This window comes from Lactiplantibacillus sp. 3062, from assembly GCF_055413545.1.
The window spans coordinates 22,674-35,750 of record NZ_JBVAYE010000002.1 but is presented as its reverse complement, the minus strand read 5'-3'; the positions used below and the strand labels follow the sequence as shown (position 1 = coordinate 35,750).

Here is a 13,077-nt window from a genome sequence, read left to right as displayed (position 1 = left end):
GGTTATTCAACTGGAACTTCCTTCATCACGTAAGCTTCAATAACATCGTTGACTTTAATATCGTTGTAATCTTCGATTCGAAGCCCAAGTTCAAAGCCTTGTTTAACTTCCTTAACGTCGTCCTTGAAACGCCGTAAGCTAGCTAACTTGCCATCATAAATAACGACACCATCACGAATGACCCGCACACCAGAATCCCGGTGGATGACACCATCAGTGACCATCCCACCACCAATCGTACCGATCTTAGAAACCTTATAGATTTCACGGATTTCGGCTTGACCAGTGATTTCTTCTTTATAAGTTGGTTCGAGCATTCCCTTCATCGCGCTCTCGATTTCATCGATCGCGTTGTAGATAACTTGATGCAAGCGAATATCAACATCGTCAGTATCGGCTTGGGCTTTGGCTTGTGGTGTTGGCCGCACATTGAACCCGATAATAATCGCGTTACTTGCTTCCGCCAAGGCCACGTCACTTTCGTTGATTGCCCCAACCGCTGTATGGATGATATTGACCCGCACACCTTCAACGTCGATTTTACGTAAACTACCAGCTAAAGCTTCAACAGAACCTTGAACATCAGCCTTAATAATCACGTCAACTTCCTTAAGTTCACCTTGTTTCATTGAATCAAACAAGTTATCCAAGGTGACGTGAGCAGTTTGCTTCCGTTCTTCCATCAATGCCTGCTTAGCACGTTGTTCACCAGCATCACGGGCCGTCTTTTCATCATCAAAGACCACGAAGCGATCACCAGCATCCGGCACATCATTCAAACCAGTGATTTCAATTGGCGTCGATGGCACGGCTTCCTTGATCCGCTTACCATGGTCATTGGTCATCGTCCGGACTTTTCCGTAAGTATTCCCCACAACAATTGGATCACCAACATGCATGGTCCCTTGTTGAACAAGTAACGTTGCGGTAGAACCTTTTCCACGGTCAAGACTAGCTTCCAATACAGATCCCGCAGCATTTTGCTTAGGGTTGGCCGTTAATTCAAGCACTTCTGACTGAAGTAAAATCATATCCAACAATTCATCTAGGTTCTTACCGAACTTCGCTGAAATCTGAACAAAGATTGTATCGCCACCCCAATCTTCAGGAATCAGACCATATTCAGTCAATTGTTCCATCACGTGGTTAGGGTTGGCACCCGGCTTATCAATCTTGTTAACGGCAACGATGATTGGTACTTTAGCAGCCTTAGCATGGTTGATGGCTTCGATTGTTTGTGGCATGACCCCATCATCAGCAGCAACTACTAACACTGTGATGTCAGTGATGTCAGCACCACGCGCCCGCATTTCAGTAAAGGCCGCGTGTCCTGGCGTATCCAGGAATGTAATAACCTTACCATCATGCTTAACTTGGTAAGCCCCAATAGCCTGAGTGATCCCACCGGCTTCGCCCTCTGTAACGTGAGTATGCCGCAATTGGTCCAATAGGGTCGTCTTCCCATGGTCAACGTGTCCCATGACCGTAACAACCGGTGCCCGTGGCGCCAAATTGTCGGTATTATTAACTTCATCATCAAAGAACTTGTCCAAATCGGTCACATCAACTTGGACCTTTTCTTGCGCATTGATCCCGTAATCAGTGGCTAAGATTTCAATCGTATCTTTATCCAAGGACTGATTTTGGTTAACTGCAACACCTAACATGAATAACTTCTTGATAATTTCAGCAGGCTCACGGTGCAATAATTTACCCAAATCCTGGGCATTCATGCCGACCGTGTAAACCAGTGTTTCTGGCAACGGCTTGTCCTTACGAACTGGCGCTGGCTTATTATTGACCTGGCGGATCCGTTGATTCTTATTGTTCCGGCTCTTATTGTTCCGGTTGTTACGCCGACGGTTATTATTGTTACCGCCACGATAACGACCACCACCGTTATTGTTGCTATTCAAACTACCACCAAAGCGACCGCTGCCATTACGCGAACTATTATTCGACCCATTGCTCCGGTTACTGTTGTTATTATTGTTGTTCGTCGTAGTCCGGTTGTTGTTCCGGTTCTGACCACCATTATTGGTGCGATTACCGGTACTGTTGGTACGGTTGTTACTCGTATTTGAGCGATTGTTATTATTAGACCGGTTATTATTATTATTGTTGTTAGACCGGTTCGTATTGCTCCCACCGTTATTACGAGCGCTGTTGCTCCGTGAAGCATTGGCCGAACGATTGCCGTTATTACTGTTAGTACGGTTACCGCCATTATTGCTTCGATTACCGTTACTATTACGACTTTGACTATTATTTTGGTTATTATTACGATTATTATTCAAAGAATCACCACTCTGTTGATGACGCGAGTTGGATTGCTGCTGATTAGCAGTTCGTGTCACATTTTTTGCTACGGCTTGCGTAGCCCGACTCGTTTTAGCTGGAGCCGGTTGAGATTTAGGATGGGTAACTGTGGTCGTGCCTTGTAACTGGCGCGCCTCACTGTCACCGAGTGTCGACATATGATTTTTGACGGAGAATCCCAACTGCTGTGCTTGCGCAATCAGCTGTTTACTTGGGACGTTGAGCTCCTTCGCTAACTCATAAATTCGCTTTTTCCCCATATCTTCACCCTCCTTTACTGTGTCATGATCGCCACCATTTTCTTGGCAAATCCGGCATCGGTAATTGCATAAACAGTGCGCTTATTACCAGTAGCCGTATTTAATTCTGCTTTAGTAAAGGTATCGATCACTGGAACATCATAAGATTGGGCCTTATCATGAAACTTTTTGGCAGTCGTGGGACCGGCATCGCTGGCAATAAAGACCAGTTTAGCCGTCTGATTACGAATTGCAGCCAGGGCTAGCCCTTCGCCTGCAATTTGCTTGCTGGCACGCCGTGAAAGGCCCAGTAGGTTTAAACAAGCTTGCTTAGGCGTCATTTCCGAAGAGTTCCTTTCGGGCTTGTTGATGATCAACATAAGCCACTAACTCATCGTAAAAGTCTGCACCCACTTTGATACCAAACGCCTTATCAAAAGTCTTTTCTTGCTTGGCACGTTGTGCAACTTGTACGTCTAAGGCAATGTAGGCGCCGCGTCCCGGCTTTTTACCAGTCGGATCAACGGACACTTCATCCTGCTTATTCTTAACGACCCGGACTAAGTCTTTTTTGGGATGCATTTCACCCGTCACAATGTCCTTTCGTAACGGCACTTTTCTTTTTTTCATAATCCCAGACCTCCTTTAGTTACTTCACTCACTTAGTGACGAACTTATTCAGCGTCACTTGCTGATTCATCCACAGCAGTTTCTGAGGCAGGCGTCGCCACGGCTGCGTCGGACGTTGCTGGTTCCTCATCTTCGCCGGTATCGGACTGCACTGCCGCGTCTGATGCTGCTTCAGTCGTTTCCGTTTCGGCAACTGCAACATCATCAGGGTTTGCATCCATTATATCAGAAGCTTCGGTTTCCGATTTAATATCGATCTTGAACCCGGTCAATTTAGCAGCTAAACGAGCATTTTGACCACGCTTACCGATTGCCAATGATAATTGATAATCTGGAACGACCACGGTACAACCCCGCTCATTTTCAGGATCAAAAATAACATCCAAAACTTCCGCTGGGTTCAATGCATTCGCGATAAATACGGCTTGATCATCCGTCCATTCCACGATGTCCATATTTTCGCCGTGTAATTCATTGACGATCGTTTGAACCCGTTGTCCCTTGGGACCGACGCAGGTACCGACTGGATCAACGTTAGGATTGTTTGAACGAACAGCAACTTTCGCCCGATCACCGGCTTCACGTGCAATCAAAACGATTTCAACGATGCCATCGAAAATTTCAGGAACTTCTTGTTCAAACAAACGTTTCAACAAATCTGGTGCAGTCCGCGAAACGAATACTTGGGGGCCCTTCGTTGCGTTTTCAACTTTCGAGACGTAAACCTTAATTTTGTCATGAATCCGATAAACTTCACCAGGTAACTGATCAGAACGACCCATGACCGCTTCTACTTTGCCCAAACTAACGTAGACAAATCGGTTATCTTGGCGCTCAACTTCACCAGTGACGATTTCATTTTCATACTGGCTGTATTCGTCATAAATAATGCCACGTTCTGCTTCACGAACTCGTTGCATGATGACCTGCTTAGCCGTCTGCGCTGCAATTCGGCCGAAGTTCTTCGGTGTTACTTCAAATCGAATATCATCACCGATTTCGTAGGCTCGGTTGATAGCCAATGCATCTTGCAAACTAACTTCTAAACGTGAATCAAAGACGTCTTCAACCACTTCTTTAACGGCATAAACGTGAATATTACCCTTAATTTGGTCAAAGTCAACTTCAACGTTTTGAGCCTGGCCATAATTACGCTTATAGGCTGAAACGAGTGCCGCTTCTAAGGCTTCGATGACAACTTCTTTTTTAATGCCCTTTTCTGATTCGAGGGTGTCTAAGGCCCCTAATAATTCCTTGCTCATGTGTAGACTCCTTTACTTATTTAGAACTTTACCGCTAAGCGGGCTTGTGAGATTTGTTCTCGGTTGATCGTCACCGTCTTGTGACGTGTCTTATCCAAGTAATCGATGGTCAAAGTGGTCGGCGTCACCGCCGTCAAATCACCTTCAAAAATTTTCTTGCCATCCAACTTCTGGTATAAGCCAACGTGCACGTACTTACCAATAGCATTTTGAAAATCTGCTTCCTTCTTCAATGGGCGTTCCGCACCAGGAGAAGAAACTTCCAAAAAGTAAGCTTGGGGAATGGGATCAGGCTCCATCGCATCTAGCTTTTCACTAAGTTCATCACTAACCATTGCACATTCTTCAATATTAATGCCGCCCGGTTTGTCAATGTATAATCGCAAATACCAGCTTTGACCCTCGCGAACAAATTCAAGATCCACGAGTTCAAACTGGTGAGCACTGACAATGGCTGCGGCCACTGGCTGAATGGTTTCAACAACATTACTACTCAAGGCTGCGCCTCCTATTCAGATTAGTCCAATAAAAAGAGTGAGCATCGCTGCTCACTCGTTAACGAGTTTTAAACTACAACCCATATATTAGCACAATTATGTTGAAACCGCAAGTTTACGCCATTTATAGCATTTAGCCGTTAGCTTTCAAGTCACGGTAAACTTCCGCTTCAACAGCCTGACAATTGCCGGTGTATCAACATTACAGGCCCTAAATCAGATAAATCTGTCTGAGTGCTGTTAAATGCATCAACCACCGCAAAAATTCATCAAACTTTAACAATTGTCGTGTTTTCTAGAACAACGAGAGTTGGTTTTCATCTGGCAAATCACTTAACACACCATTTTCAGTCATAAAGTCGATCAAACTCTTCGACACTTTTCCACGCTTAGACAGGTCTTCCTTCGACAGGAACGGCTTGTCCGCTCGGGCAGCAACGATTTGCTTGGCAACGTTCAACCCTAACCCCGGAACTGCTCGGAATGGCGCAATCAACGTATCACCATCGATCAGCCAATCCGAAGCATCAGATTTGTCAAGGTCGACCATGGAGAATTTAAAGCCCCGCTCCAACATTTCGTTGGCTAACTCTAAAACGGTCAGTAAGTTTTTCTCCTTGGCGCTAGCATCCATCCCTTTGTCAGTGATCGCCTTCATCGACGCTTTGACAGCATCTTTACCATGGGCCATCGCAACCAGGTCAAAATCGTCAGCACGGACTGAGAAATAAGCCGTGTAATAAATCAACGGGAAGTACACTTTAAAGTAAGCCACCCGCAACGCCATTAAGATATAGGCTGCCGCATGGGCCCGCGGGAACATATACTTGATCTTTAGACAAGATTCAATGTACCAGTCGGGAACGTTGGCATCCTTCATTGCTTGTTGCCATTCATCCGGGATCCCCCGACCCTTCCGCACGTGTTCCATAATTTGGAAAGACATATCAGATTCCATGCCGTAGTGAATCAAGTCGGTCATGATGTTATCACGACAACCAATAACTTCGGCCAGCGTAACCGTGCCATCCTTGATCAATTCTTCAGCATTTCCTAACCACACGTCAGTCCCGTGTGAAAGTCCTGAAATCTGAAGTAATTCGTTAAACGTGGATGGGTGAGTCTCTTCGAGCATCCCACGGACAAACCGCGTCCCAAATTCTGGAATTCCAAGCGTCCCCGTTTTCGAGAAAATCTGGTCTTCTGTGACTCCTAAAACTTCAGGACTGGAGAAAATCTTCATGACGTGCGGATCAACTGGTGGAATACTCTCAGGTTGGACACCCGACAAATCTTGTAACATCCGAATCATCGTCGGATCATCATGTCCCAGAATATCAATTTTCAAAATATTATCATGAATCGAATGGAAATCAAAGTGGGTCGTTTGCCAGGCCGCACTCTGATCATCAGCCGGATACTGGACGGGCGTGAAATCATAAATATCCATGTAATCCGGCACAACAATAATACCGGCCGGATGTTGCCCAGTCGTCCGTTTAACGCCAGTCGTTCCCTTTGCTAATCGGTCAACTTCCGCCGAACGAAGTGTTTGATTCGTATCCCGTTCATACGCCTTGACATAACCATAACCAGTCTTATCAGCGACCGTTCCAATTGTCCCGGCTCGGTACACATTTTTCTCACCGAACAAGACTTTGGTGTAATTATGGGCAATAGGTTGGTAGTCCCCAGAGAAGTTCAGATCAATATCTGGCACCTTGTTCCCATAAAATCCTAAGAACGTTTCGAAGGGAATGTTTTGCCCATCACGCACCATGTCAGTCCCACATTCAGGGCAATCCTTAGGTGGTAAATCATAGCCCGATCCATACTCGTTATTCGTATAAAAGTGCGAGTACTGACAATTTGGACACCGATAATGCGGTGGCATCGGGTTCACTTCAGTAATCCCAGACAGCGTCGCTACGATACTCGAACCGACTGACCCCCGAGACCCAACCAAGTAACCATCTTTATTACTCTTAAACACTAGGCGTTGGGCAATTAAGTAAATGACCGAGAACCCGTTACCGATGATACTCTTCAGCTCTTTATCCACCCGTTTTTGGACGATTTCTGGCAACGGATTACCGTACCACGCATGGGCACGGTCCATCGTCAGTTTTTCGATTTCCGCTTCGGCACCCTTCATCCGCGGAGTATACAACTTATCCTTGACCGGTCGCACGATTTCAAATTGGTCAGCAAGCGCGCGGGGCGTGTCAACCACGACCTCATGTGCCGTCTCCGTACCTAAGAAATCGAAATCTTTAAGCATCTCATCCGTTGAGCGAAAATGCACGTCTGGCCGTTCAGTCCGATTTAACGGGTTACCGGGCTGTGAATGAATCAAAATCTTACGATAAATCTTATCCTCAGGATTCAGATAATGCACATCCCCCGTAGCAGCAACCGGGATATTCATCTCATGGCCTAGTTCCACCATGTTGCTGATAATTTCTTCCAAATGATCCGTATCAGCAATCAAACCACTCTCGATCAGCGCCGAATATGCCGGTTTCGGTTGTACTTCCAGGAAGTCATAGTAGCCGGCCTTTTGTCGGGCCTCTTCCTTCCCCTTTTGCATCATTGCAGTAAAGACTTCACCACTAGAACAAGCCGAACCGACCAGGATGCCATCCCGATATTTGTTTAAAACACTGCGGGGTACACGGGGCACGCGGTAATAGTACTCAACATTCGACAAGGAAATAATTCGGAAGAGATTTTTCAACCCCGCTTGGGTTTGCGCATACAATGTCGCATGAAATGGCCGGGCATGGCGGTAAGCCGCATTTTCATTCATATGATCATTCAGCTGATCGTGGAATTGAACCTGATAACGGTCCTCCGCATCTTTCAAAAACAGGTGGTTCAAATGACCAGTCGTCTCAGCATCATAGATGGCACGGTGATGGTGCTCCAAATTAACGTTGAATTTTTTGGCTAGGGTGTTTAAGCGGTACCCGCGTAAATTCGGATACAGCCACCGCGCCAGCGTCAACGTATCAATAATTGGATTTGTAATCGGCCCCATGTGATGCCGGGCATAGCCCGTATTCATAAAGCCAATATCAAAGGTGACGTTATGACCGACCACGATTGCATCACCATAAAATTCGCGGAAAAGTTTAAACACTTCTTCTTCCGATTTAGAGCCCCGCACCATATCATCGGTGATACTCGTCAAATTAGTGGTTGTTTCCGACAAGTGAAAACCAGGGTCAATAAATTCCTCAAACTGATCAACGACGTTCCCCTTGACCATCTTAACCGCTGACAATTCGATGACCCGGTCATAAATGGCGGACAACCCCGTTGTTTCAGTATCAAAAATAACGTAGGTGGACTCTTTCAAATCAACGTGGGCGTCATTATAAGCAATCGGCACCCCGTCATCAACCATGTTAGCTTCGACACCGTATAAAATTTTGATATTATTTTTTTCACCAGCCGCAAACGCTTCTGGGAACGCCTGTGCCCCCGAATGATCCGTAATCGCAATCGCCGGATGGCCCCATTTAGCGGCTTGTTTGACATAATCACTGACACTGTTGGTTGCATCCATCTGACTCATATTAGAATGCAAGTGCAATTCAACCCGCTTCTCATCTGCCGGCGCCGTGTCTTGCCGACTGGCATGCGACGTTTCGTTAATATCATACGCATTGATCGTTAAATCGCGCATAAAACTATCTTCCTGCACAGAACCACGTACACGTACCCACATTCCAGGCTTCAGTGCCGCGAATTGTGCCTCGTCATCAGCATTCCGTGAGAACTTCTTGACGACCATTGACGAACTATAGTCGGTCACCTTTAGAATCAATAACTGCCGCTGGGAACGCAACGTCCGCACTTCCATATCGAAGACATAGCCTTCCACGACGACCGACCGTTCTTCTTCAGTAATTTGGACCATCTGTTTAGCCGGCTCTTGCGGGTTGATCTGCTTGCCTAATTGGACAGGACCATCAATTGGTGCTGGTGCATCCGCCTGCTTTTGCCGTTTCTCATTGGCCTTTTTGATAGCCGCTTCCGCTTTTTGAGCCAACGCTTGATCAGACTTCGCTTTTTGTTCATGAAATTCCTTGATCTTCGCCTGTGAAGCACTCTCATCAATCATCGTGTGGACGGAGAACTTCGGGAAGCCCAAGCGATGATAGGTACTCTCAATCGGCCCTAATGCTTGGTTAGTTAGAAAATTTTGAATAACTTCATTTTCAGCCAACAAAATGACCCGACCATCTTCATAAGTCGGCACGTTGCTGTTACACAATGATTGGACCAGGGGCGACTTGATCCCACTGTGCTGAACGATCCATTCCCAGTATTCAGCTAGTTCACGACCATTGACCTCGGTATCATCAGTCACGATCGTAAAGGTCACGCGTGCAATTTCTTTAAAGGCGATTTGGAGTTTGTTTTGAAAAGTCATAAATTGTGTATAAGGTAAAACATGTTGGAAATGCAAATGAAATTCCCAAACCTTGGAAGCTTGATGAACGGTCAATTTATCGATCGCTGCTTCTGTAAATTCAGGACCCGTTGGCATTTCAATTTGTTCGAGTAACTTCTCGAACATTTCTTGTTGGTTTAAACTCACCAGTGGTCCTCCTTTTGTTGATTACAATCAGTTAGTAAGACACGCACCGTACTTGTTAATTTGCGCTTGCATATATATTAAAGCAAATCCAATCTTAAAATCAAAAGCTGCTAACCGTGACCCACTAGAAACAGAATCCCGTTTCAACGATGACTTAGTCGCTAACAACTAACCCAACGCCAAGCAAGACTTTTAATATTAACTAGAACCCCAATTAAGTGCTCAGGGCCGCGGTCCACAGTTGGCACTACTTTGTCAGTTTGCTTAACCGAGACCGTGATGCCTCGGCGATTAACGGCATCTGAAATAATCTTCAGTGAACGCACAAATCGTTCACTTGAAACGTTACTATTTTATCACAGTCTGACCGTTGAGCCACGTGATTAATCGGCAAACAAAAATCACCCAGTCAACGGAATCTAACCAGGTGATTGTTGTTGGCGACTATCAACGGGTAGTTGCCATATTTTTATTAACTTAGTTTTGCAGCATTTTAATCGATATTCTTGAGCAGAACGGCCAAGTTGTTGGCGATTTCTTCCTGTTTAACTTCCAAAGTCTCACCAGTCTGGCGAAGCTTGATCTCGACGATTCCTTCGCTGGCCTTTTTCCCAATGGTAATCCGAGCAGGAATGCCCATTAAGTCGGAATCAGCAAACTTCACACCAGGACGTTCCTTCCGATCATCATACAAAACGTTGTACCCAGCGGCTTCTAATTGTGCTTCAACTTGGTCGGCAACCTCAACCTGGTCCGCTTTCTTCGGGTTAACCGGAATCACGTGCACATCAAATGGTGCAATTGCTTTTGGCCAAATCAACCCATTTTCATCAGCGCGTTGTTCAGCGATGGCAGACAACAACCGTGAGACACCAATCCCATAGCAGCCCATAATTACCGGAATATTACGTCCATTGGCATCCAAGACTTCTGCGTGCAAGTCTTTAGAATAACGGGTGCCAAGTTTGAAAATATGTCCAATTTCGATACCCTTGGTGAACTTCAAGACGCCCGCACCATCTGGTGATAACTCACCTTCCTGAACAAAGCGAATGTCAACGTAAGCTTCCGCGTGGAAATCACGTTCAGGGTTGACGTTCGTGAAGTGATGACCGTCTTCGTTAGCCCCGACCGTAATGTTGACCATGTCCTTCACATACTGGTCAGCGACAATTTTAACGTCATCATGAACGTTAACTGGGCCGAGTGAACCAAAGCTAGCGCCCAAATATTGTTGGGCTTGTTCTGGCGTAGCCATTTCCAAGAAATCCGCACCAAGGTAATTCTTCAACTTAACATCGTTGACTTCATGATCGCCACGAACCAGTGCCATTACTGGCTGATCGTCTGCAATAAACAGAATACTCTTAACCAGTTGGTCAGCACCAACTTTTAAGAACTCAGCCAGTTCGTCGATCGTGCCCACTCCGGGAGTATCGATCTTTTCCATATCCTTTAACGAAGCATGTGACTTCTTTGGGACGTATAAACTCCGAGCCATTTCAAGATTAGCCGCATAATCACTCGCATCCGAATAAACAATTGTATCTTCACCAACCGGTGCGATGGCCGAATATTCACGGGAATCCTTTCCACCCATCGCCCCACCATCACCAATGATTGAACGAAACTTCAAGCCGACCCGCTCAAAAATATTCTGATAAGCTTGCGCCATATCTTGGAACGTGTCATCTAATGAGGCCTCATCCGCGTGAAATGAATAGGCATCCTTCATGATGAACTCACGCCCACGAAGTAACCCATAACGTGGCCGATCTTCATCACGATACTTAGCCTGGATTTGATACAAAGTCAATGGCAACCGTTTATACGATTTGATTTCATCGCGAACAATTGACGTAAACGTTTCTTCGTGCGTGGGGCCAAGGATAAATTCTCGGTCATGGCGGTTCTTCAGCTTGAATAGTTCTGGACCGTATGTCTCATAACGCCCAGTTGCTTTCCACAACTCAGCTGGAATGACTGCTGGTACCAGCATTTCCGCTGCATCAATTTTTTCCATTTCTTGCCGAATGATTTTTTCAATATTCGTCAATACGCGGTAAGCCAATGGCAAATAAGCGTACATTCCGGCTGAAATTTGTCGGATATAGCCCGCCCGTAACATCATTTGATGACTCAAGGCTTCGGCATCATTAGGCACTTCCTTGAGTGTTGGGATTAACAATTTCGACTGTTTCATCTACAAATCTTCTCCTTATTGTTCCAAATTAAATATCACTTAGAAGAAATATCGCTGAATATCATTCCAAGTTACTAGAATCATTAATAACATCAGGAGGCCAAAACCAATCAAGGTAATGACACTTTCCGTTTCCACCCGTAGTGGTTTACCCCGAATGCCTTCAACAATGTTTAATAATAGTTTACCACCATCAAGTGCTGGAATCGGTAATAAATTAACAATTCCAAGGTTGATCGACAGCACGGCGAGCAAATATATCACCGTGCGCACCCCGGACTTAGCGGCTTGCGAGGTCGTGGCAAAGATTGCCACCGGCCCACCTAAATCGTTCAAACTGAACCCGTGAGTGACCATCCGACCAAGCACTTGAAAAATTTGTTTGGTAATTCCCCACGAACCAGTAAAGCCGTATGCTAACTTGGCCCCCAGGCTCGTGTCGGTCTTAGTCGCCCATTGGACCCCGATTTGACCGATTCGATTACCAGAGACCGTCTTGGCAGCAGGGGTAACCGCAATTTTTTTAGTCTGACCGGCCCGGTTGATGGTCAAAGTCAACCGTTGCTTCGGGCTGTCTTGAATCAACAGCGAAATCGATTGGGCACTCGTCATTTTTTTACCGTTAACCGCCACGATTTGATCGCCCTTTTGAATACCGGCCGTACGGGCAACTGAGTCTGCTGTCGTCGCCGCTACGTGGGTCGTTGTACTCGTAACACCACCCTGCATAAAGGCAAGAATTGCAAATGTAATGATGGCCAAAATGAAGTTATTCATCGGTCCGGCAAAATTCGTCAACATTCGTTGCCATAACTTGGCCGATTGAAATTGGACGTCGACCGGTGCAATTTGAACTTCGGTACCATCGCTTTCAACGATCGTAGCGTCATGATCGACGGCGTAGTGTTTAACTTCACTTTCGTCCCCGTTCTCATAACCTTCGATCCAGAGTTCTTTTTCGAGATCAGTCGCCGTCACTGACAGTGGAATTCCATTGAACAACGTTGTCTTCTTACTAGCATTGATTGAATGAACAATACCATCCGGACCAATTTGCAAACTAACTGGCGTTCCGGGCTTGAGTTCTTCATCTTCATCATCGGCAACCCCGGCCATCCGTACGTAACCACCGATTGGCAGAAACCGTAACGTATAAGTTGTTGCATTACGACGAAACGCGACCGCCTTGGGCCCCATCCCGACAGAAAATTCACGCACTAGAATCCCAGCCTTTTTGGCAAAGTAAAAGTGCCCAAATTCATGGACGATGACCAAGATTCCGAAAACGATAATGAACGTAATAATTGTAACGATCAAT

8 protein-coding genes are annotated in these 13,077 nt (G+C 45.8%); all 8 read right to left on the bottom strand.

Annotated features, from left to right (window positions below; translation table 11 throughout):
- Positions 1–2: 2 nt before the first annotated feature.
- A complete protein-coding gene (infB, locus tag ACWQAU_RS03145) occupies positions 3–2,579 on the bottom strand; it encodes a translation initiation factor IF-2 (protein ID WP_003645962.1) in 2,577 nt (858 codons plus the stop codon).
- Between the two features lie 14 nt (positions 2,580–2,593).
- Complete coding sequence (locus ACWQAU_RS03140) at positions 2,594–2,899, bottom strand: L7Ae/L30e/S12e/Gadd45 family ribosomal protein (RefSeq protein ID WP_003640725.1); 306 nt, start codon at positions 2,897–2,899, stop codon at positions 2,594–2,596.
- Positions 2,889–3,188 carry an RNase P modulator RnpM gene (gene rnpM / locus ACWQAU_RS03135; protein ID WP_003640726.1) on the bottom strand — a complete coding sequence of 100 codons (300 nt, stop codon included), beginning with the start codon at positions 3,186–3,188 and terminating at the stop codon, positions 2,889–2,891. The genes ACWQAU_RS03140 and rnpM overlap by 11 nt, the downstream gene beginning before the upstream one ends.
- 44 nt (positions 3,189–3,232) lie before the next feature.
- A complete protein-coding gene (nusA, locus tag ACWQAU_RS03130; protein WP_079111797.1) occupies positions 3,233–4,450 on the bottom strand; it encodes a transcription termination factor NusA in 1,218 nt (405 codons plus the stop codon).
- Positions 4,451–4,470: 20 nt separating this feature from the next.
- Complete coding sequence (rimP, locus tag ACWQAU_RS03125) at positions 4,471–4,947, bottom strand: ribosome maturation factor RimP (RefSeq protein WP_003640728.1); 477 nt, start codon at positions 4,945–4,947, stop codon at positions 4,471–4,473.
- A gap of 295 nt (positions 4,948–5,242) precedes the next feature.
- Positions 5,243–9,556, bottom strand: a complete 4,314-nt coding sequence (locus tag ACWQAU_RS03120) for a PolC-type DNA polymerase III (RefSeq protein WP_003640729.1) — start codon at positions 9,554–9,556, stop codon at positions 5,243–5,245.
- A 493-nt stretch (positions 9,557–10,049) separates the two neighbouring features.
- Positions 10,050–11,759, bottom strand: coding sequence for a proline--tRNA ligase (locus ACWQAU_RS03115; RefSeq protein WP_003640732.1), 1,710 nt, complete (start codon positions 11,757–11,759; stop codon positions 10,050–10,052).
- 39 nt (positions 11,760–11,798) lie between these two features.
- The gene (gene rseP / locus ACWQAU_RS03110) at positions 11,799–13,076 is read right to left on the bottom strand and encodes an RIP metalloprotease RseP (protein ID WP_003640733.1); all 1,278 of its coding nucleotides are present in this window, start codon (positions 13,074–13,076) and stop codon (positions 11,799–11,801) included.
- Between the last annotated feature and the right edge of the window lies 1 nt (position 13,077).

Excerpts from the sequence above, each read along its gene's own strand:
- infB (WP_003645962.1), bottom strand. The coding sequence starts at position 2,579 with ATGGGGAAAAAGCGAATTTATGAGTTAGCGAAGGAGCTCAACGTCCCA.
- ACWQAU_RS03140 (WP_003640725.1), bottom strand. The coding sequence starts at position 2,899 with ATGACGCCTAAGCAAGCTTGTTTAAACCTACTGGGCCTTTCACGGCGT.
- rnpM (WP_003640726.1), bottom strand. The coding sequence starts at position 3,188 with ATGAAAAAAAGAAAAGTGCCGTTACGAAAGGACATTGTGACGGGTGAA.
- nusA (WP_079111797.1), bottom strand. The coding sequence starts at position 4,450 with ATGAGCAAGGAATTATTAGGGGCCTTAGACACCCTCGAATCAGAAAAG.
- ACWQAU_RS03115 (WP_003640732.1), bottom strand. The coding sequence starts at position 11,759 with ATGAAACAGTCGAAATTGTTAATCCCAACACTCAAGGAAGTGCCTAAT.